Consider the following 20,578-nt stretch of genomic DNA (forward strand, 5'->3'; position numbering starts at 1 on the left):
ATACAGCGAAGATTTACATAAAGCGTACCGTAATTTTAAAAAGATTGAATACTTTAATTTTTTAGGAATTATTTACAAAGCACGGCGTGTACGAACGTTGGTAAAAGACCTTTAATTATTGGCTTGGTTCCGATCTGCACTTTGTTTTTCAATTCGTTTATTTTCTTTTGCCACATATTCTTTATGGGCCATAGATGCCACAAAATCCCTTTTTCGGGAATACAAATTTTTTATCACCTCAGCCTTGCCATAAATAGTTAACACATCGCGGGGTAATATTTCAAAACTCCCCGTTGGCGACCCAATATAATCGCAATCGGCTCGATAAATTCCTAAAACCGTTATGCCTTCATGCCTTAAATCCAGTTCCATGAGCGTTTTATTTGCCATCCAACTGTCTTCGGCAACTTTGCGTTCACTAATTTTATAATCGTCTTTTAAGTGAAGTACTGCTGCGTAATCGAGTATATCTAAATCGGTGTATTTTTTTAGCATTCTATTTATAATCTTTGAAAGAACTCGATCTACCCATTCGCTTTTAATGGCCCACCAAATAAGGCTTAACCCCAAAACAACAATTGCCAACCCATATAATTTTGAAGTTAATGTATCGGGTAAGACAAAAGTTAATATAAGAGACGACATAACTGTAACAATTCCCGCATTACCAATTAACATTAAATTGAAAATGATTTTTCTACGAACAGGATGGTTCATAATTTTTTCGGATTCTGAAGTGGTAAATCCCGCGCCAGTATAAGCCGAACGCGCTTGAAACCGCGCGCTTTGAGTAGAAAGACCCGTGTGGATTAATGCAATAGTTGCAATTTTTGTAATTAAAGCTGAAAGGGCCACGACCAAAAATAATGTTATTGCTGCAATCATATAGTTTCAAAATTAAGAAGAAATAGGCGCCCTCAGCAATTCTTTATAAAAATATTAATGTAAAGTTTTTTAAGGTATCGGTTTAAATATATCGCAAATTTTTAAAAAGTAGAAGTGATTTTAGACCTGATATTATAATTAACACTACAAAAATTTATAACTTGAACGCGCTAATAAATTTTAAATTTCAACACATTAAAATAGAAGTATGAAAACCTTTTTTCAAAAAACCATTGCCTTAACCGTTATGTTTTTCGGCATTACTTCACTCATAAATGCACAGGCACTTAGTAGCTCGCAAATTGACAGTTTGGTACAAAAAACCATGAAAACGTTTGATGTTCCCGGAATGGCGGTTGCTGTTATAAAGGATGGAAAAATATATCATAAAAATACCTACGGCGTGCGTTCGTTAAAAACCAATGCCGAAGTAAACGAAAACACTCTTTTTGGCGTGGCATCAAATACAAAAGCTTTTACCACCGCCGCCTTGGGAAAACTAGTTGATGCGGAAAAACTTTCATGGGACACCAAAGTAACCGATATTATTCCTGAGTTTAAATTGTACGACGCATATGTAACCGACCAATTTACCGTTCGCGATCTTGTAACCCACCGCAGCGGGCTAGGTTTGGGCGCTGGAGACTTAATGGTTTTTCCAGCTTCAAACACAACTACGAAAGATGAAATGATTCATAATTTGCGGTATTTAAAGCCAGTTTCTTCCTTTAGAAGCAAATACGATTATGACAACTTACTGTATATTGTAGCTGGCGAAATAGTTGCAAGAATTTCTGGAAAAGGTTATGACGACTATATTTCTGAAAACTTTTTTAAACCCTTGAAAATGGAGCGTTCGTTTCTTTCAATTCCAAAAATTAAAGCAGACGACAATAGAATAGACGGCCACGCCCCGGTAAATGGAAAACTGGAATTAACAGCCGATACCTTTACGCAAATTGCTACTCCAGCGGCCGGAATCTATGCTTCAATTAACGATATGTGTACTTGGGTGCAGGCACAACTGAACGAGGGAAAATACGGCGAAGAACTTCAAAAAAGTCTTTTCAGCAAAAAAGTACACAACGAAATGTGGACGCCCCAAACTATTGTACGAGGCGGGAGAGGAGCGTATAATACACATTTTACGGCTTATGGGTTGGGTTGGTTTTTAAGTGATGTTAATGGCTACTTTCAAGTTACGCATACAGGAGGCCTACTTGGAATTGTAAGCCAAGTAACACTGCTTCCCGAATTAAATTTAGGCATAATTGTTCTTACCAACCAACAAAGTGGTGCGGCTTTTAGAGCTATTACCAACTCAATAAAAGACGGCTATTTTAATATTAAAAACAAGGATAGGATTGAGCAATATAACGAACGACGCTTGGCTGGCGAACGCAGGGAAGACAGCATTACCAAGCAAGTAGCTGCAGATATAAAAGCTTCCTTAAATAGCAAAACACCAAAACCCAGCACTAAAAACATTGTAGGCACGTATAAAGATCCGTGGTTTGGCGGCGTACAGATCAGCGACCAGAATGGTACACTACGCTTTAGCGCAGAAAAGGCATTGGATTTAAAAGGTGAAATGATTTTTTATAAAGGAACTACATACGTGGTTCGTTGGGATGATCCCGCGCTAAAAGCCGATGCTTTTTTAAATTTTACTTTTAATACTGAAGGTAAAGCAAATGGATTTACCCTCAGCGCCATTTCGCCACTTACCGATTTTAGTTATGACTATCAGGACTTGGAGTTTACCCGGATAAAATAGATTAGGACCGTTTTTTCAACTTGTGCTCGTTTCCTAAGGCGAAGTAAAGAACAGATCCAAACAGCGGAAGAAATAATACGACCAATACCCAAATTAATTTATTTTGGGATGTAAATTCATTTTGTAATATGTTTATCAAAGCCAATATAGGCAGTACAGTAATAATCAATATTACAATTATTAGTACAATCTGCCAAACGCCTATGGTGGAAAGAAATATCATTTAAATTCTCAATTAAATATTATTTAAAGCGATCTAAATAGCTAAATCATTGATTGTAAATATATAACATTTAATTATTTTCTTGCTTTTAAAATTTCCGCATTACTGCCGTCATCATAAAGATATCTAAAATTGGTGGCCTGTTTTACAGATATTCCTTAATTTCATAACACATAAAGTCGAAATTATGAAAACTACAAAAAGATTAGACAATGCTCTAACTAAACTCTATGTTGCGTTTCATGAAAATATGCTAAATCCAGAATGCTGTATGCACTGTGCAGTGGGTAATATTTGTAATAATACCGATAGCTGGAAGCACCTCAGCGACGCGCATGGATCGTTGCAATTAAATTATGTTGGTTTGGTACATGAAAAATTAGGGCGAAAATTTTACGGGTACTCTCCTTTAGAACTTTTAAATATTGAAGCAGAGTTTTTAAAGGGCTGCGGCTATACACTTCCTTTAAATTATAGAAACAGTAAGCCCAAAAATCCCACTTCAAAAGACACTTTATTAAAGGGTCTTTCGGCTGCTACCGCGTATTTGTGTAAGCTAGATAACGTACAAAACGTGATGGATTATTCTTCATTATTTATTACGGAAAAGCCAAATACTATAAGCAAACAGCTTGCGCGGGTTTAAATTATTGCACTTAAAAAAATGAGCCCTATTTTATAAAAAAGTGATAATAAACTTCACAACTTTAAGATTCCATTTAAGTAACTATGACCAATACACGTAAAGCGACAAAAAGGCTGCCGCTCTATCTTTCACTTATTTTTATTGCCATATTAGTGGTTTGTTATTTTACAATACCGGAAGTAAAACAATTTTTTACCCAAGCTTGGAATGTACTTACAAGCGATGACGAAGCCCGCATTCAAAAGTGGGTTGAAGGCTTTGGTTGGTTTGGACCACTTGTGCTTGTTTTAGCAATGATTGCACAAATGTTTTTGATAGTCATTCCCACCATTTTGCTAATGATTGTTACTATTTTGGCCTACGGACCTATTTGGGGAAGCTTACTAATTTTAATTGCCGTATTCTCGGCTTCATCCGTAGGATATTTAATTGGTAAATATGTAGGAACGCAAATTATAGTGAATCTTTTAGGAAATACGACCATGAAAAAAGTAAGTTCTTTTTTAAAAGAATATGGGTTTTGGGCCGTTGTAATTACTCGTGTAAATCCTTTTCTCTCTAACGATGCCATTAGCTTTGTAGCCGGCGTATTAAAAATGAATTATTGGCGATTTATAACAGCAACCTTGCTGGGAATTACGCCCCTAACAATATTAATTGCTATTGTAGGAAAAAATATAAATACTTTAAAATCTGGCTTGTTGTGGGCTTCAATAGGAAGTTTAATACTTTTTATAATTTATATTTGGTGGGATAAAAAGCGAAAAACAACAAATTGAAATTTTCTATTTTTGCAAACCAATTAATTGTTTCGAGATTTTAAATAAAAAGTTGGATTACAGCTAACTTTTGAAGATTTCAATTGCTTCTTACAAACTTTTAAATCACTTATTGATTCATTATTTTTCCTCTATGGATACTAGCTTGCATTATAATATACGCCCGGCTCGAGCCGAAGATTACAAACAAGTAGCACCGTTAATTGTGCAAGCGATGGAAGATTTGGCGTGTACTTTTGCCAATACAAATTCTCCTGAAAAAGCAGTTCCCCTATTTGAATATTTTTTTCAGCAACCTGCCAATCAGTACAGTTTTGAACATACTTTGGTATATGCCGAAGAAAATATTATAATGGGTTCCATTACGTGCTATAATGGCGCGTTATTGCCTAAATACAGAGTTCCTTTTATGGCGTATATAGCCGATAAGTACAATGTAACCGACTTAAAAATTGAAGACGAAACCATTCCCGGAGAAGTTTATATAGATACGGTAAGCGTATCGCCAAACCATCAAGGGAAAGGAATTGGCAAAAAATTATTGGCAGCGGCAATACAGAAAGCTAAATTTGAAGGACACGAAAAAATAGGATTGCTGGTAGATTTTAAGAATCCAAATGCCAAAAAACTTTATCTAGCTTTGGGGTTTAAAAGTGTAGGCAAAAAACAACTTGGCAGCAATGTTTACGAACATTTACAGCGCCCATTATAAGTGAAGTTTTAATAAAATTGAATTACGAAAACAACTGGTTAAGTACTGCCAATGATTTCGGTTTTTGATACCCTTGAACGTGAAAACTATAATACGCTAAAAGCAAATCCAACAATTCCTTTCGCTGTTTTTTTGAGAGTTTTACTGTATGTAAAGTGTTGTAATCTAAGTTAAAAAACAGTTTAAAATTTTCAATTTGCGTTCCTTCCAAACAATATTTAGATGTGTCTGTAGCTTGAAAATTTCCATCTATAATATTGAAGTATTTTTCTTCAATATTAGAAGCATCCGGGAAAAAACCTAGGTACAAACTGAGTTGCATTAAAAAGAATATATGAAAATTGGCAATGGCTTCATTTGCATCCAACCATTGAAAAGCGCGTTCCATAAAAGCAAAAAGTGCTGTATTTGGCTCTTCTTCACGAATACAATTTTTTAGCATTTCAGATAAAAACATAACCAGACCAGACTTCACAATATCGGTATGTAAAGATTGGTACGGAACAGCAACTTTAGCTTCTTTTATATATTCTAAAGTACCTTTGTTTTTATGGTCTGCAATAAGTTCGAGTTGGGTGAGTGGTTGAAAATACGAGGCCTTGAGCTTTCCTCTTTTCGATTTTAAAATACCGCGAAGCAAATAGCTTTTTACACCTGCAATTTCGGTATAACAGCACACAATAAGGTCTGCCTCTGAATACTTTATTGCCGAAAATACGATGGCTTTGGTAGCAACTACCATTAACGGATTATCATTATTTTCGAAACTTTGGTTTCGGTGTTGTCATCTGTAGTAACGAGTACTAAATACACCCCCGAACGCACCTTATATTTTCCAAAAGCAGTTGTGTCCCAAAGTACGCTTCCTCCTTCCGAAGTTTCTTCAAAAACAAGATTACCGGTAATATCGGTAATTTTTACATTCGCCTGGGCGGTGAGTCCGTCTATAGTAACATTGCCGCTAAATCCGGGTCGAACAGGATTTGGAAAGGCGTGTAGGTTTTCTAAATTGTCACCGGGAGCAGTTGCGGTTCCTTTATAAGCAACAAGACCTTTGAGGGTGGCAAAATAAACCACGCCCGTAAATGGATCGATAGCAATATCCTGAACGGTATTAGACGGTAATGGCGAATTATCTTTGGTGAAACGTAGCAAGGTTTCTTGCCCATTTGCCGACAAGTAAAAAACTCCCGATGAGGTTGTAGCTATCCATTTGTTATTAGAACCATCTACTTCAATATCGGTAATTGTTTGTTCGTATAAAAGTTCTTGGGCTACGCCATCTTCCAATATAATTATTGCTTGTGATTCTGGAGTAGTACCTTCTTCAAAAAAACTACCGGGACTATAAAGTACGCGCAATCCTTTTAGGGTTCCAATCCAAAGTCTATTTTGAGCATCAAAGGCAATTGTTCTTACTGCAGCTGAAGGTAAATTGCCATTGCCAGGGCCTTGGCCAATTTTATTAAGTCGGTTTGTTGTGGGATTATACCCTATTAAACCATTGCTATAACTACCCATAAATACATAATTTTCTCTACTTATATCTAATTGGGTTATAGCCAATTCATTTAGGGCATTCGTAATAACGCTCGATAAGTCAACTTTTTGAAATTGTCCGCCCGGGGTTAATTTTATTAAGCCCTCGTCTGTTTTTGTTTGCGCGAACCACAAATTCCCTTGTGGGTCAAAATCAGACCCATAGATTCTAATTCCCGCATCGTCGTTACCAATCATAATCCGGTCTAACGGGCTATTGGTTTCATCGTATAGGATTGTGGGAGTGTCGTCCACAATTTTTAAAAGCCCTTTTTGAAATGAACTCATATAAACTTCATTTGGCAATTTTGGATTGATGGTAACATTTACCAAATCTGTTGGTTCAGCTCCCACAGCTGCACTTAAATCTTCGTATGAAATATTATTCCAAAGCGTATCTTTTAAAACACTTATGCCATAGCGCGAAAGTGGATATGGATTGTAATCTTTGTCTATTTCACCAAAATTTACCCAAAGTTGTCCGGGAGAAGCATCTATAGCATACGGACTGTTACGTTCGGGACCATTTGGCAAAATCTGGTCGGCTTGCATACTTCCAAAAGGAACAATTAACAAACCGTCTTCATTTGTTCCTATGTAAAAATTGTCATCAAACCCGTACCCAGAAAGCAAATCCAAATCGTAATTAAGCACATTGTTTACAGCTGCTGCTTCAACAAATCCTTCGGAATAAGCTTGTACAGAATTATTGGTAGTTATAGTTAATAGGTTATCCGCCAGTCGAAATTTAAGCACTTGGGCCGAAAAATTTTTTACTTCGGTAGTAGCGCCATTGGATGTAAAACGCAATATAGTATTTGCGCGGTTTGCAGCATATAGGTCGTTGCCAAGCTTTTCTGCTGCTCTGTAGCCCCCGCCCATAATTGTAGTCCAGTTTTCAAAGTCGATTAAATTATCGTCTGCTACAAGTGCTCTGCGCATTCCATCGGTAGCGCTCGCCGCAAAAATATAGGGTTCCTTTATTATCGTTTGTACAATATCTATTTGGCCACCGCCATCGCCAATAAAATAAGTATCGCCAAATTCTAGTCTGGCCAAATCATAAACCGAAATACCGTATTGTGTGGCTATATAGAGTTTGCCGTTAAATTCGGTAAAATTGTTAATTCGCTTTCTGTCGGGAGGAATAGTTTGTTTTTCTAAAATATCCACCACTTTTAAAACTCTTTCTTCACCGTCTTTTACTATTTCCATTAGGCCATCTTCATACCCAATAATTAACAAATTATAATCCTCGCTGTAGTAAATGGTAGTTATGGCATTTCCCGAGAGGCCGTTTACGGTAGAGAGCGTTTTAATTTTTTGAGTTGAAATATCATAATAAAACACAGCATTTTCGGCTCCCACATATATTTTATTGTTGCCTTGTGAAATATCTTTTATTGATACATAAGAGAAATGACCCGTCCATCGATCTTCGAAATTCTGGGCGCTTGCCAGAAAGGGAAATATAAATAGTAAAGCAATTGTCCACTGCTTCATAGAAATTCTGTTTTGAATATTAACACGCTAAAATACTATTTATTGCGAGATGGGAATGAAAAAGCCTTTCCATATTATAAAAACCAACAGAGGAAGCTAATATAGCTTCCTCTGTTGGTTTTCGATATTTCAACTCTTAGCGCACCACCAATTTCTTAGTAATGGTTTCATTTAGGGTTTTTAGGGTTACAAAATAGATGCCTGCCGCATAGCCCGAAACATCCAGTTTTATGACCGTTGTGTTTTCCAACGGCTCTTTGCTTTCCAAAACCTGCCCCAAGTTGTTGGAAACCGTAACCGCCAAGCCAACAAACCCTTGGTTGGGGAGGTTTATGGCAACGGTGCCGGTTGTCGGGTTGGGGTACATGGTAAAATCTTGGAGTGTTGCCGCTGCCACGCCCAGCGCATCGCACTCTGCTTGGTTGTTTACAAAGGTTGTCCCCGGGTCTTTTAGCCAATCGTCCAGATAGGTGGCGCTGGCATCGTCCACGAGGATGCAGTCTAGATAGTCAGAAGTTTCGTAAACATTAAAGGTTGCAATATTCTCGTTATTGCCGTTTCTTACATCGAGGCTTTCGAGTGGGTTATTAGTTGCGTCAAAGCCCAAAAGTATTAGGTTTTGGGTTAAATCAATATTCGATATGTTATTATGACTCACGGAAATTGACGTGAGCAATGGATTTTGGGAGGTATCCAAAACTCCTGATATATTATTATATGTGGCTATAACTAAATCAATGACCGGATTGTTTGTAAGGTCCAAGCTCCCTATACCGTTAATATCACAATACAATTGTTCCAAACCGGGGTTTTGGCTAATATCGAGCGCAGTCAAAAAATTTTCAGGACAATATATTATCTCAAGGGTGGTAGTTGGCGGCAGGAGTAGTTCTGTAATATTGCTGGATGCGCAATTTAGCCCCCATAAATTCATATTCTGTGAGACATCTAGTATTGGAAGGTTGTTATTGGCACAATTTATAAGCTCCACTGCGGCAAAATCCTCAATTCCAGCAAGATTCTGTATGCCTTTCGAGAATACTACTAACTCCGTTACGTTCTCAATATTTGCTGTAAGCACCAAACCATTATTGGGCACGCCATCGCCCATGCCATTCTGCTCAAGATAGTTTTCAAAGTTAGCATCGGGTATAGCGGTGTACTGTCCAGTACAGAAAATGGTATGTACAAAAGCAGCAAGAATCAATATCTTTTTCATATCAATGTTCTTAATGTTCTACAATCAATTGTTTGGTGGTCAACTGCCCATTGTCGTAAAAATGAAGGAAGTATATACCGTCGTCAAGACCTGAGGTGTCAATGGTCTTTAACACATTTTGGCTTTCACCCGATAGTACCATTACCCCATACGCGTCGAATATTTGATATGGATATGTATTGGCTGGTTTTTCCCTAAGGTCGAGATTAAGTTCCCCATCCATAGCGTTTGGATAATAGGTGAGGCCTGCAGTTGCACATGGATACCCGGAAATAGTGTAATTTGAAACGGCATTTAATACGGGAAGATTTGTTAAGGCCACCCGCATTCTGCTGCCCTGTTTTGGTGTTAGATAAGAAATACACGAGATAACCGAGTGCCCCATAATATTATATTCATCAGGATCATAAGGGTCACCAGGATCATTGGGGTCATTGGGATCCCCATTACCATCAAATCCGCTGTCCAACCATTGGCAGGTGGCAAAATCAACATAATAATCCATATCTGGATCGGCTGGGGTATCCGTTAGATAATCGCCACAGGTCGCTGAGTTGGAACCGTCCGCATATTCGGGGCATTCAAATTCATCATCATCGGTATTCTCGCCCGTTCCGTGATGGGCGTGCCACAGAGTAAGAATGTGGCCCATTTCGTGGGAAAGGATGTGCGATTTTACCAATGGATAGGTTTGAAGGGTTACCGGGTCTTCCATAAATCCCGAAACCAAAAATGCAGTTTTATCTCGTTGTGATGTACCATAACCGTCCCAACCTAAAAATCCAACAGAATCATCATACATATAAATATCTACACCATCGGTATGATTATTAATATCGAATACGCTGGCGCCTGGGCTATAAAATTCTGAATCATCATCAATATAATCAATCTGGTGATCCCAAACAAAATATATGTTATGGGGGTTAAAAGCAGTGTCCAAATAACTCAGTGCTAAACTTACATCGGCAGGAGATTGCCCGCCCGAATGGTTGGACTTTCGTATTACATGTACATATATCCGAACACAAAAAGAGTAATTTGAATAATTTTGGCTTCTGTAGGGCGCCATCAATACTTCGGTGTTGGCAGCGGCTATGGTGTCAATTTCGCAATGGATCTGTGCGTGGGCCTTATTGCTCATCACAAAGATCAAAGAAGCTAGAAGTAAAAAGTAAAAAGTAAAAAGTAAATTTTTTCATGATTTGGTCAGTTTTAAAAATTACACTTCTTAAAGATAGGTTAAAAGTTTGTTTTGTCAAAAAACAAACCAAAAAATATACTGTCTAATCTATTAATTGCCAGATAATTTTAGGGTTTCTGCTTTCATAAACAGATAGGCTAAAATTAAAAGCCTTTCCGAATTATTTCATTGGGAAAGGCTTCTACTTTAATTTTGAATTTGAAGTTATTACACCACTCCTTGCGCAAGCATTGCGTCAGCTACTTTTACGAAACCTGCTACGTTTGCCCCTTTTACATAATCTACATATCCATCGCCATCTTTTCCGTATTGAACGCAAGCGGCGTGAATGTCATTCATAATACCGTGCAGTTTTTCGTCAACCTTCTCTGCTGTCCAGCTTAAACGCAATGAGTTTTGCGACATTTCCAAACCTGAAGTTGCAACACCTCCTGCATTTGAAGCTTTACCAGGTGAAAACAGAATCTTCGCCTTTTGGAATGCTTCAACCGCCTCTGGGGTACACGGCATATTAGCGCCTTCGCTTATACAGAAACAACCGTTATCGAGGAGCATTTTGGCTTCATCGCCGTTCAATTCGTTTTGGGTTGCGCAAGGCAGTGCGATATCACATTTCACTTCCCATGGGCGTTTTCCCGCTATATATTCTGCTCCGCTATATTTTTCGGTATATTCTGAAATACGTCCTCGCTTTTCATTTTTTAAATCCATTACAAAGGCCAGCTTTTCTTCGTCTATTCCTTCAGAATCGTAAATATATCCGCCAGAATCTGAAAATGTTACCACTTTCCCTCCAAACTGAATTACTTTTTCGGCAGCGTATTGCGCCACATTTCCGGCGCCAGATATAACAACTGTTTTTCCGTTAAAGCTTTCGCCTCGAGTTTCCAGCATATCTTTTGCGAAATACACATTGCCGTAACCCGTAGCTTCTGGACGAATAAGCGAGCCTCCGTACGAAAGTCCTTTTCCTGTAAGCACTCCCGTAAACTCATTGCGAATGCGTTTGTACTGGCCGTACATATAGCCAATTTCGCGACTACCAACACCAATATCTCCAGCAGGTACATCGGTATCTGGTCCTATATGCCTACATAGTTCGGTCATAAAACTTTGGCAGAAACGCATAATTTCGGTGTTGCTTTTTCCCTTTGGGTCAAAGTTTGAACCTCCTTTTCCGCCGCCGAGCGGAAGGGTAGTAAGACTGTTTTTAAAGGTTTGTTCGAACCCTAAAAATTTAAGAATACTCAAGTTTACAGAAGGATGAAATCGGAGCCCACCCTTATACGGGCCAATGGCCGAATTAAACTCTACTCGAAACCCTTTATTTACGTGAATTTTATTATTATCGTCTGTCCAAGGTACGCGAAAAACAATTGTGCGCTCTGGTTCAACCATGCGCTCTAACAACATTTTGTTAGCGTATTTTTCGTTTTCTTCAATAAAAGGGATTACTGTTTCGGCAACTTCTGTTACCGCCTGTAGGAATTCAGGCTCATGAGGATTGTTTTTTTCGACTTCAGAAATGAAATCAATAATGCTTTGCTTCATTGGTTACAATTTTGTTTTATTTTTAGCGAAAATCCTTGCCGAGCGATAGTTTAATCTTTTAGCGAATTAGCTTTCAAAAAACAATTTTTAAAAACAATTTGGAATGTACAGCTGTACAAGGATTGCACAAATATAAGTGTTATGATAAAAACTGGAACTCAATTTTTTACAAAATAGCCAAATCGCTTTTTAAAACTTCAATGGTGAATATGTTTTTATATATTTGTTCTTTTTCAATCTAAATAAATCACTCAATGAATACCAAATTCTTTTTATTGGTATTTTTCTTCTTACTTGTAGGCAAGCAAAGTAGTTTTAGTCAAGCTGGGTTTTCGCATGAGGTGGGTCTTATTACCGGCCCTGTGGTTTTTTATTCAGATTTTGGAGAGCGCTATAATTTTGAAACAAATGCCGGAAACGTTGGTTTTGGCATAGGCTTAATACATTATATTAATTTTTCATATAGCGCAGATTGTAACTGTTATACAAGAGCGGTTTATTTTAACGACCACTTTAAAATACGCACGGAAATAGATTACCACCAAACAAATTTAAATCATTACGGCAAATGGGTTGCGCCAGACCGTACCTCTTTAGTTGCAGATCAGCTTAGAGCTATGGGTGGCAAGGCAACAGTTTTTGAAGTAGGTTCCCAACTTGAATATTTTCCGCTTAGCATTCGCGATTTTGCCGCGGGCCAATATAAAATTGCACCTTTTATAAGTTTGGGAGCACATTGGGTAAGTTTTGATCCTGAGGTTTCTTCTACGTTAGGCCAATTAAATAGCCCAGCCACTACGCCAGATAAATATTTTAACGGTTTTCAGCAAGATCCGGCCACTACTTGGGCAGTAGTTGGAAGTGTGGGTATACGCTATAAGTTATCGCCACTAAGCGATTTAATGTTGGACAGCCGCTGGCATTTTTACTTTTCAGATTGGGTAGATGGTCTAAACCCAACGCTCGCAAATAACGGTACCACTCCAGTGCCCGAAAACAAAGCCAACGAGTGGATTTATTGGTTAAATCTTGGCTATATTTACTATATAAATTAGGCTACCCGATTGCCTGTTTTAAATCGGCAATTAAATCTTCTACATCTTCAACACCCACCGAAAGACGGATTAACGCATCTACTACCCCAATTTTCTCACGTTCCTTTTTAGGGATACTGGCGTGCGTCATACTAGCAGGATGTCCGGCAAGGCTTTCCACTCCGCCAAGACTTTCTGCCAAAGTAAATATCTTTAATTTCTCCACTATTTTAATAGCTCCGTTGTAGTTATTTCCCTTTGTTACAAATGAAATCATCCCGCCAAAACCTTTCATCTGGTCCTTTGCTATTTTATGATTTGGATGACTTTCAAAACCGGGCCAATAAACCTTTTCAATCTTTGGGTGCTTATTTAAATATTCGGCTACGGCTTTGCCATTCTCGCAATGGCGTTGCATACGTAGGTGAAGCGTTTTTAACCCGCGTAAAACCAAAAAACTATCTTGCGGCCCGCAAATTGCCCCGCTCGCATTTTGTATAAAATAAAGCCTGTTTGCGAGTTCACTGTCCTTTACTACAAGTGCGCCCATTACCACATCGCTATGCCCGCCGAGATATTTTGTAGCACTGTGCATCACAATATCGGCACCCAAATCTAAAGGTTGTTGTAAGTAGGGTGTGGCAAAAGTATTATCGACCGCCAGTAGCACGTTGTGGTTTTTTGCAATTAAAGCAGCCTTTTTTATATCTATAATATTCATCATTGGGTTTGTTGGTGTTTCTACCCAAATCAGTTTTGTTTTATCGTTTATGTATTGCTCAATTTTTGCGGCATTTTCCATTCCCACGAAATGAAATTTAATGCCAAAACCTTCAAAAATCTTTGTAAACAATCTATACGTTCCACCGTAAAGATCGTTGGTAGAAATAACCTCATCACCGGGTTTTAGAAGTTTTATTACAGCATCTATTGCGGCGAGCCCACTACCAAAAGCGAGACCAAATGCCCCATTTTCAATACTGGCAAAAGCGCGTTCCAAGGCTGCCCGTGTTGGATTGTTGCTTCGCGAGTATTCAAATCCTTTGTGACCCCCTGGAGTAGTTTGCGAATATGTTGAGGTTTGGTAAATTGGCGGCATGACCGCACCGTATGCCGGATCTATATTTTGCTGCCCGCCGTGTATAATTTTTGTGTTGAATTTCATTTTTTAAAACAGTAATTTATAAGTGATAATCAGTATTGGCAAACTATATTTTATCATTTAATATAACTTTCACAATAGCTGATTTTAAAGTTATTACTTTTGAAATTCAAATGTAAGAGTTTCATTTGTGAAAGCTAACCATCTATTTCATTTACATATGTATTACAAAATTGCGGTCGCTATTTTTATTGCGCTTGTTGCCATGGGTTGCAACGAAGAAAAAAATATTGAAATTTCTTCGGAAAGTTTTACTGAAAAAGAGCTTACAATTTGCGAAAATACCAGGTGCCCCGAAGTAACTATTAATTATGTAGAAGTATTTGGCGATACAGAGGTTTCAGAAAAAATAAATAGAAAGATAAAGAACTTTATTTTAAGCTCCCTGATCTTAGGAGAGGATACCGAACCAACAGCAAAGACTATAGAAGAAGCCGCAACTGGTTTTATTGAAGCATATATTGCAGATAAAAACGCATTTCCAGATATGGCGGGCGAATATTTTGCCGAAATTTCAGTAAACGAAATATACACGAGCGCAGACCATTTGTGCTTTGAAATGCGCCAATATTTGTACACGGGCGGTGCGCACGGATACGGCACCACCACCTTTTTGAACATTAATCCGCAAACAGGCGACGAACTTAGCACAGAAGCACTCTTTACTAATAAAAATGAATTTACTGCATTTGCTGAAAAAAAGTTTAGACAGCAACAGGAAATTTCAGCAGATCAAGGAATTAACGACACCAAGTTTTGGTTTGAAAATGAAACATTTTATCTCCCCGAAAGTGTTGGTTTTACACGCGATAGCCTTATTTTTATTTACAATCAATACGATATAGCAAGCTACGCCGATGGTCCGATAGAACTAAAAATAGCTATAAAGGATGCCGAGCCATTTTTAAGTACAGATTAAATTTAACATCATGCAAAAAGTATATTATTTATCCACCTGCGATACCTGCAAACGCGTAATGAACGAAGTAGAAATACCTTCATCATTTATAAAGCAGGACATAAAAACGCAAGGTATTACAGAAGAAGAATTAGACGAGCTTTTTAATCTTACAGATAGCTTTGAAAATCTTTTTAGCCGAAGAGCCAAACTTTTTCAAGAACGGAAATTAAAAGATGAAAACTTACTTGAAGAAGACTACAAACAACTTATTTTAGAACACTATACCTTTTTAAAACGTCCGGTAATTGTAAATAATGACGAAATTTTTATTGGCAGCAGCGCCAAAACGGTTGCCGCCGCCAAAAAATCCATTCATCCTAAATCTAAATAATTTGGTGCCAAGTTCGCCGCACCGCAAACCAATTAGGTTATTGAACTATGGGAGCAATATCTCGCGGGCGTTCGCTGTATTTACGGGTATTCTCTTTAGTTAAAATTCGAAAATCGTCTGTTTTTTCCAAAGCACTAAATTGATCGAAAAACACTTTTGGCAGCCCCACAAGTTTTCTGTCCATTAAATCAATCCAACCGCCCATCATTTCGCAACGGGCGCAATTTTTGCCATTTTCGTCGTAGAAGTTATGAAGAAATTCAAAGTACATACCATCATCCGATAATCCTTTTAACTGTAGTGAAACGAACACTGGTTTCCCCGGAAAAAATTCACGGAAATAATACATATGTTCATAAAATGCCACCGGCCCTAAATTATGCGAAGCCAGACCTTTTTGATTCATACCACATTCCAGTAAAAATGACATTCGGGTGTGGCTCATATAATCTATATAGGCACTGTTGCGCAAATGGCGGTTTGCATCTATATCGCTCCAGCGTATTTCAAATTGTTTTGTATACATAAACTAATTTTTTACAAATTTAAGCTACTTTTGTTATGCAAGCATAGTAAATATGTTTAGTTTCTGTTAAAGTTATCCGTAAAATGCCACTCATTAAAAGCAAATACAACCCACCCTTTCCATTTAAAAACGGCCATTTTTCTACTGTATATTCTGCAAAACTTAGACCTTCGCCAAGCTTGCATCAGCAACGCGAACGCTTACTATTGCCAGACGACGATTTTTTAGACATAGACTGGTCCTTTACCTCCACATTCTCCCCAAAAGTAGCAATCTTACTACACGGACTGGAAGGAAATGCACAGCGGGTTTATATAAAAGCTCAAGCAAAAATTTTAAACCAAAATGGTTGGGACACTGCCGCCGTTAATTTTAGAGGTTGCAGCGGCGAGACTAACCTTTCGTATCAATCATACAATGCAGGAAAAACAGACGATCTGGAAGCAGTTATCGATTTAATTTTAGAGAAAAACAAATATTCCGAAATAGCATTAGTGGGTTTTAGCCTTGGTGGAAATTTGCTTTTAAAATATTTGGGAGAGCGCGAAACATTTCCAAATCAAATAAAAAAAGCGGTGGCCATTTCTACTCCACTAAATTTAAAAGGCTCTTTGGAAGCCTTAAATGCCTTTTCAAATTATATTTATAGAAGTTCATTTTTAATAAATCTTCGAAAAAAGTACAAAGCAAAAATGAAGGATTTTCCTCAAAAAATGACGATTTCGGAATATAAAAAAATCACTTCACTTTTACAATTCGATCATATTTACACCGCTCCAGCCCACGGTTTTAAAGATGCTTTTGATTATTACGAAAAAAACAGCAGTTTGCAATTTCTTCCCAATATTAAAATTCCGGTTTACATTTTAAACGCCGAAAACGATAGTTTTCTTTCACCTAATTGCTATCCGGTTAAATTAGCTGCCACGATGAAAAATCTGCATTTAGAAATTTCAAAATACGGGGGGCACGTAGGTTTTTACCAAACCAATAAATTGTATTTCAGTGAAGCACGCACCGTGCAATTTTTAAATGAGTAATTCAATATAAAACACACTGCATTCAAAATCACAACCTACCACCTAATTTTATTACCTTTGCGCTTCAATAAATTAGGAATATGATCCAATCCATGACGGGCTACGGCAAAGAAGTTGTTCAGTTGCCTTCCAAAACCATTACCATTGAAATTAAATCGCTAAACAGCAAAGGTCTGGACCTCAACACGCGCGTGCCTTCGGCCTATCGCGAAAAAGAACTAGAAATTCGCGATGTGCTTGCAAAATCGTTACAACGCGGAAAGATAGATTTTTCACTTTATATTGAAGTTACAGGCGAAGAAGTTACCACACAACTTAACGAAAGTGTTGTAAAACAATATATAAAACAGTTAGCAAATGTGGTAAATGGCGATCCTGTGGAACTTTTAAAAATGGCGGTTCGCATGCCCGATGCATTAAAAACCGAGCGCGAGGAGATTGATGAAAAGGAATACAAAGCTATTTTAAAAGGAATTGAGCAAGCGCTGGAAGCTATTAACAAATATAGGAATGATGAAGGTTCGGTGCTCGAAAACGACTTTTTGGATCGTTCAAAAACCATTTCAAAATTATTGGACGATGTTATAGCTATTGACCCCGAACGCGTAGATGCTGTTAAAGAGAGACTCCGAAAAGCAGTTGCAGATATTAAAGAAAAAGTAGATGAAAATCGGTTTGAGCAAGAGCTAATCTATTACCTCGAAAAATACGATATAACGGAAGAAAAGGTTCGGCTTAAAAACCATTTGGAGTATTTTGAAGAATCGTTAAAATCTAAAGATAGCAACGGCAAAAAACTGGGCTTTATTACGCAAGAAATAGGGCGTGAAATCAACACCATTGGCAGCAAGGCAAATTATGCCCCGATGCAGCAAATAGTTGTACAAATGAAGGACGAGCTGGAAAAAATAAAGGAACAAGCCTTAAACGTTTTATAAATGAAAGGAGGAAAATTGTTTGTTTTTTCGGCACCTTCCGGCAGCGGAAAAACCACCATCGTACAACACTTACTAAAACAAAAAGATCTCAATTTAGAATTTTCGGTCTCCTGTACCAGTCGCGACCCACGGGGAGATGAAAAGCACGGCGAAAACTACTATTTTATATCACTTAAAGATTTTAAACAACACATAAAAAATGATGATTTTTTAGAGTGGGAAGAAGTATATCGCGATAACTTTTACGGTACATTAAAAAGTGAAGTAGAACGTATTTGGAGCCACGGAAAAAATGTTATTTTCGATATTGATGTGGTTGGCGGACTTCGGATTAAAAAGAAATACCCCGAAAAAACCTTGGCTGTTTTTGTAAAACCTCCAAGTATTGATGAGCTTAAAATCAGACTGAAAAAACGTAAAACCGAAAGCGACGAACGCATTAACATGCGCATAGCAAAAGCATCGGTAGAATTGGCTACAGCACCACAATTTGATCATATTATAAAAAATCACGATTTGGAAACCGCTTTAAACGAAGCGCACGATTTGGTGAAAAATTTTATAAAGGCACGATAGAGACGCAACGCATTGCGCCTCAACAACAGTGGAACACCACTGAAAAAATTACAAATGGCAAAAAAAATAGGACTCTATTTTGGCACCTTTAACCCAATACACATTGGGCATTTAATTATTGCCAACCATCTGGTGGAGTTTAGTGATTTGGATGAGGTTTGGTTCGTGGTTACGCCGCACAATCCGCATAAAAAAAAGAAAAACCTTTTAGAGGACCATCACCGCTTGGCAATGGTTCGGATTGCAGTTGAAAATTATCCAAAATTGAAAGCAAGCAATGTAGAATTTGATTTGCCGCAGCCTAATTACACAGTAAATACCTTGGCATATTTGGAAGAAAAATTTCCTGATAGTAACTTTTGTTTGATTATGGGTGAAGACAATCTGAAAAGCCTTCACAAATGGAAAAATTACGAAATTATTTTAGAACGCTATTCAATATATATTTACCCCAGAATTTCTGAAGGAACTGTAAAAACACAGTTTGAAAATCACGAAAAAATCATAAAAATAGATGCCCCAATTATTGAGCTTTCCTCAACCTTTATCCGCAACGGCATACAATCTGGAAAAAACATTCAACCCATGCTTTCGGCTGAAGTTTGGAAGTATTTGGACGAGATGAATTTTTATAAATAAAAAAACCGCCCCTCCAAAATATTATTTGGGGAGCGGCCTCAACTAAATAACCAACCAAAATCATTGAAACTACTCTCGTATTGATGGATAAACCATCTCAATAATCAATGCCAATAACGCCCCCTATTACTTAAACATTGTACGGCTAATCTTAAGCTACTGTTAAATGTTTAAGTAGGAATTGTGTACTTTTGAAATATACTTGTATCGTTAGTAGATAACCGAAGATTTATAATCTAGGCATTAAACTTTTAATAAATGGAAAGAGTATGTGTAGAATAAATTTTAAATTACATTCATGTCAGAAAAATTAAAATACGCGGTTTTTGGTGGAGGAAGTTGGGCGACAGCTATTGTAAAAATGCTTTGTGAAAATTTAGACGAAGTAGGTTGGTATATGCGTAATAATTACGCTTTGGAGCATCTAAAAAAACACGGTCACAATCCAAATTATTTAAGTTCGGTAGAGTTTAATTTAAAACAATTAAATCTTAGTAACAACATTAACCAAACTGTTAACTGGGCAGACGTCCTTATTTTTGTGGTACCTTCGGCCTTTCTTCACAAAGAATTAGAAAAACTAACCGTTTCTTTAGAAGACAAAATAGTTTTTTCAGCCATTAAAGGAATTGTCCCCGAAACAAGCTTGATAGTTGGCGATCATTTTAACACGCATTATAAAGTGCCGTTCAACAATATAGGGGTTATTTCTGGGCCCTGTCACGCAGAAGAAGTAGCTTTAGAAAGACTTTCCTATCTTACAATTGCCAGCGCCGATGATGAAAAGGCCAAAATGATTGCAAACGTGTTAAGCAGCGAATATATTAAGTGCACCACGAGCGACGATGTGCTGGGAATTGAATATGCCGCAATGCTTAAAAACATTTACGCAGTAGCCGCAGGAATAGCCCACGGTTTGGGCTATGGAGATAACTTTCAAAGTGTATTGATGAGCAACGCCATTCGCGAAATGAAAAAGTACGTAAAAAAGGTACATAAAATGAAACGCGATATTAATGATTCGGCCTATTTAGGCGATTTGTTAGTAACTGGCTATTCTATTTTTAGTAGAAATAGGCTCTTCGGAACCATGATTGGAAAAGGCTATACTGTAAAAAGTGCGCAATTGGAAATGAGCATGATTGCCGAGGGTTTTTACGCCACTAAAAGCGCTTACAACCTAAACCAACAAAAAGGAAAGAAAAAGGCAAAAACACCAATAATAAATACAGTTTACGGTATTCTATACGAAAATAAGGATCCCAAGAAAACATTTAAAAAACTAACCGAAAAGCTAAACTAAAAAAAACGGCTGTCCTAAATTACACTTTTA

21 protein-coding genes are annotated in these 20,578 nt (G+C 37.6%); 12 read left to right on the forward strand and 9 right to left on the reverse strand.

The features are described 5' to 3' along the window. Positions 1–111: 111 nt before the first annotated feature. Positions 112–885 (reverse strand): cation:proton antiporter regulatory subunit, encoded by a 774-nt coding sequence (locus QCQ61_RS04175; protein WP_279449468.1) that lies wholly within the window; start codon positions 883–885, stop codon positions 112–114. Between the two features lie 208 nt (positions 886–1,093). Between QCQ61_RS04175 and QCQ61_RS04180 the strand changes: the two genes are divergently transcribed. After that, positions 1,094–2,662, forward strand: coding sequence for a serine hydrolase (locus tag QCQ61_RS04180; RefSeq protein WP_279449469.1), 1,569 nt, complete (start codon positions 1,094–1,096; stop codon positions 2,660–2,662). A gap of 1 nt (position 2,663) precedes the next feature. Here QCQ61_RS04180 and QCQ61_RS04185 read toward each other — a convergent pair whose 3' ends face one another. Beyond that, a complete protein-coding gene (locus QCQ61_RS04185) occupies positions 2,664–2,885 on the reverse strand; it encodes a PLD nuclease N-terminal domain-containing protein (protein WP_279449470.1) in 222 nt (73 codons plus the stop codon). 187 nt (positions 2,886–3,072) lie between these two features. On the opposite strand from QCQ61_RS04185, the gene QCQ61_RS04190 reads away from it, so the two are divergent. The 3 genes from QCQ61_RS04190 (at position 3,073) to QCQ61_RS04200 (ending at position 5,022) form a co-directional block, all read left to right on the forward strand. Then, positions 3,073–3,531, forward strand: coding sequence for a Na(+)-translocating NADH-quinone reductase subunit F (locus QCQ61_RS04190; protein WP_279449471.1), 459 nt, complete (start codon positions 3,073–3,075; stop codon positions 3,529–3,531). An 83-nt stretch (positions 3,532–3,614) separates the two neighbouring features. Then, complete coding sequence (locus QCQ61_RS04195; protein ID WP_279449472.1) at positions 3,615–4,310, forward strand: TVP38/TMEM64 family protein; 696 nt, start codon at positions 3,615–3,617, stop codon at positions 4,308–4,310. 70 nt (positions 4,311–4,380) lie between these two features. Next, complete coding sequence (locus QCQ61_RS04200; RefSeq protein WP_279449473.1) at positions 4,381–5,022, forward strand: GNAT family N-acetyltransferase; 642 nt, start codon at positions 4,381–4,383, stop codon at positions 5,020–5,022. A gap of 22 nt (positions 5,023–5,044) precedes the next feature. On the opposite strand, the gene recO is transcribed toward QCQ61_RS04200, so the two are convergent. The 5 genes from recO to gdhA form a co-directional block, all read right to left on the reverse strand. Continuing rightward, complete coding sequence (gene recO, locus QCQ61_RS04205; protein ID WP_279449474.1) at positions 5,045–5,764, reverse strand: DNA repair protein RecO; 720 nt, start codon at positions 5,762–5,764, stop codon at positions 5,045–5,047. Next, the gene (gene porZ / locus QCQ61_RS04210) at positions 5,764–8,064 is read right to left on the reverse strand and encodes a type IX secretion system anionic LPS delivery protein PorZ (RefSeq protein WP_279449475.1); all 2,301 of its coding nucleotides are present in this window, start codon (positions 8,062–8,064) and stop codon (positions 5,764–5,766) included. Before porZ ends, recO begins: the two co-directional genes overlap by 1 nt. 136 nt (positions 8,065–8,200) lie before the next feature. Next, entirely contained in the window at positions 8,201–9,283 is a 1,083-nt protein-coding gene (locus QCQ61_RS04215) for a T9SS type A sorting domain-containing protein (RefSeq protein ID WP_279449476.1), read from the reverse strand. 10 nt (positions 9,284–9,293) lie between these two features. Then, on the reverse strand, positions 9,294–10,427 hold the full coding sequence (locus QCQ61_RS04220; protein ID WP_279449477.1) for a zinc-dependent metalloprotease: 1,134 nt from the start codon (positions 10,425–10,427) through the stop codon (positions 9,294–9,296). Positions 10,428–10,694: 267 nt separating this feature from the next. Then, a complete protein-coding gene (gene gdhA / locus QCQ61_RS04225; protein WP_279449478.1) occupies positions 10,695–12,038 on the reverse strand; it encodes an NADP-specific glutamate dehydrogenase in 1,344 nt (447 codons plus the stop codon). A gap of 254 nt (positions 12,039–12,292) precedes the next feature. Here gdhA and QCQ61_RS04230 point away from each other — a divergent pair, with 254 nt between their 5' ends. Further along, positions 12,293–13,093 carry a THC0290_0291 family protein gene (locus tag QCQ61_RS04230; protein WP_279449479.1) on the forward strand — a complete coding sequence of 267 codons (801 nt, stop codon included), beginning with the start codon at positions 12,293–12,295 and terminating at the stop codon, positions 13,091–13,093. Between the two features lies 1 nt (position 13,094). Here the strand turns inward: QCQ61_RS04230 and QCQ61_RS04235 are convergent, their stop codons facing one another. Beyond that, entirely contained in the window at positions 13,095–14,237 is a 1,143-nt protein-coding gene (locus QCQ61_RS04235) for a cystathionine gamma-synthase (protein WP_279449480.1), read from the reverse strand. A gap of 157 nt (positions 14,238–14,394) precedes the next feature. On the opposite strand from QCQ61_RS04235, the gene QCQ61_RS04240 reads away from it, so the two are divergent. Both QCQ61_RS04240 and QCQ61_RS04245 read left to right on the forward strand, forming a co-directional pair. Continuing rightward, positions 14,395–15,153 (forward strand): DUF3298 and DUF4163 domain-containing protein, encoded by a 759-nt coding sequence (locus tag QCQ61_RS04240; protein ID WP_279449481.1) that lies wholly within the window; start codon positions 14,395–14,397, stop codon positions 15,151–15,153. Positions 15,154–15,163: 10 nt separating this feature from the next. Beyond that, positions 15,164–15,526, forward strand: a complete 363-nt coding sequence (locus tag QCQ61_RS04245) for an arsenate reductase family protein (protein WP_279449483.1) — start codon at positions 15,164–15,166, stop codon at positions 15,524–15,526. Between the two features lie 37 nt (positions 15,527–15,563). Here the strand turns inward: QCQ61_RS04245 and QCQ61_RS04250 are convergent, their stop codons facing one another. After that, a complete protein-coding gene (locus QCQ61_RS04250; protein WP_279449485.1) occupies positions 15,564–16,052 on the reverse strand; it encodes an acyl-CoA thioesterase in 489 nt (162 codons plus the stop codon). An 83-nt stretch (positions 16,053–16,135) separates the two neighbouring features. Between QCQ61_RS04250 and QCQ61_RS04255 the strand changes: the two genes are divergently transcribed. The 5 genes from QCQ61_RS04255 (at position 16,136) to QCQ61_RS04275 (ending at position 20,548) form a co-directional block, all read left to right on the forward strand. Further along, on the forward strand, positions 16,136–17,092 hold the full coding sequence (locus QCQ61_RS04255) for a YheT family hydrolase (protein WP_279449486.1): 957 nt from the start codon (positions 16,136–16,138) through the stop codon (positions 17,090–17,092). 80 nt (positions 17,093–17,172) lie between these two features. Then, complete coding sequence (locus QCQ61_RS04260; RefSeq protein WP_279449488.1) at positions 17,173–18,030, forward strand: YicC/YloC family endoribonuclease; 858 nt, start codon at positions 17,173–17,175, stop codon at positions 18,028–18,030. Further along, entirely contained in the window at positions 18,031–18,606 is a 576-nt protein-coding gene (gene gmk / locus QCQ61_RS04265; RefSeq protein ID WP_279449489.1) for a guanylate kinase, read from the forward strand. Positions 18,607–18,660: 54 nt separating this feature from the next. After that, positions 18,661–19,245, forward strand: a complete 585-nt coding sequence (gene nadD, locus QCQ61_RS04270) for a nicotinate (nicotinamide) nucleotide adenylyltransferase (protein WP_279449491.1) — start codon at positions 18,661–18,663, stop codon at positions 19,243–19,245. A gap of 298 nt (positions 19,246–19,543) precedes the next feature. Further along, positions 19,544–20,548 carry an NAD(P)H-dependent glycerol-3-phosphate dehydrogenase gene (locus QCQ61_RS04275; protein ID WP_279449493.1) on the forward strand — a complete coding sequence of 335 codons (1,005 nt, stop codon included), beginning with the start codon at positions 19,544–19,546 and terminating at the stop codon, positions 20,546–20,548. The last annotated feature ends 30 nt before the right edge of the window (positions 20,549–20,578 follow it).

It is taken from the genome of Aequorivita marisscotiae, from assembly GCF_029814825.1.
GTDB classification, from domain to species: Bacteria; Bacteroidota; Bacteroidia; order Flavobacteriales; family Flavobacteriaceae; genus Aequorivita; species Aequorivita marisscotiae.

Coding starts and splice junctions, on each gene's coding strand:
- QCQ61_RS04175 (WP_279449468.1), bottom strand. CDS start 885: ATGATTGCAGCAATAACATTATTTTTGGTCGTGGCCCTTTCAGCTTTA.
- QCQ61_RS04180 (WP_279449469.1), top strand. CDS start 1,094: ATGAAAACCTTTTTTCAAAAAACCATTGCCTTAACCGTTATGTTTTTC.
- QCQ61_RS04185 (WP_279449470.1), bottom strand. CDS start 2,885: ATGATATTTCTTTCCACCATAGGCGTTTGGCAGATTGTACTAATAATT.
- QCQ61_RS04190 (WP_279449471.1), top strand. CDS start 3,073: ATGAAAACTACAAAAAGATTAGACAATGCTCTAACTAAACTCTATGTT.
- QCQ61_RS04195 (WP_279449472.1), top strand. CDS start 3,615: ATGACCAATACACGTAAAGCGACAAAAAGGCTGCCGCTCTATCTTTCA.
- recO (WP_279449474.1), bottom strand. CDS start 5,764: ATGGTAGTTGCTACCAAAGCCATCGTATTTTCGGCAATAAAGTATTCA.
- porZ (WP_279449475.1), bottom strand. CDS start 8,064: ATGAAGCAGTGGACAATTGCTTTACTATTTATATTTCCCTTTCTGGCA.
- QCQ61_RS04215 (WP_279449476.1), bottom strand. CDS start 9,283: ATGAAAAAGATATTGATTCTTGCTGCTTTTGTACATACCATTTTCTGT.
- QCQ61_RS04220 (WP_279449477.1), bottom strand. CDS start 10,427: ATGAGCAATAAGGCCCACGCACAGATCCATTGCGAAATTGACACCATA.
- gdhA (WP_279449478.1), bottom strand. CDS start 12,038: ATGAAGCAAAGCATTATTGATTTCATTTCTGAAGTCGAAAAAAACAAT.
- QCQ61_RS04230 (WP_279449479.1), top strand. CDS start 12,293: ATGAATACCAAATTCTTTTTATTGGTATTTTTCTTCTTACTTGTAGGC.
- QCQ61_RS04235 (WP_279449480.1), bottom strand. CDS start 14,237: ATGAAATTCAACACAAAAATTATACACGGCGGGCAGCAAAATATAGAT.
- QCQ61_RS04240 (WP_279449481.1), top strand. CDS start 14,395: ATGTATTACAAAATTGCGGTCGCTATTTTTATTGCGCTTGTTGCCATG.
- QCQ61_RS04245 (WP_279449483.1), top strand. CDS start 15,164: ATGCAAAAAGTATATTATTTATCCACCTGCGATACCTGCAAACGCGTA.
- QCQ61_RS04250 (WP_279449485.1), bottom strand. CDS start 16,052: ATGTATACAAAACAATTTGAAATACGCTGGAGCGATATAGATGCAAAC.
- QCQ61_RS04255 (WP_279449486.1), top strand. CDS start 16,136: ATGCCACTCATTAAAAGCAAATACAACCCACCCTTTCCATTTAAAAAC.
- QCQ61_RS04260 (WP_279449488.1), top strand. CDS start 17,173: ATGATCCAATCCATGACGGGCTACGGCAAAGAAGTTGTTCAGTTGCCT.
- gmk (WP_279449489.1), top strand. CDS start 18,031: ATGAAAGGAGGAAAATTGTTTGTTTTTTCGGCACCTTCCGGCAGCGGA.
- nadD (WP_279449491.1), top strand. CDS start 18,661: ATGGCAAAAAAAATAGGACTCTATTTTGGCACCTTTAACCCAATACAC.
- QCQ61_RS04275 (WP_279449493.1), top strand. CDS start 19,544: ATGTCAGAAAAATTAAAATACGCGGTTTTTGGTGGAGGAAGTTGGGCG.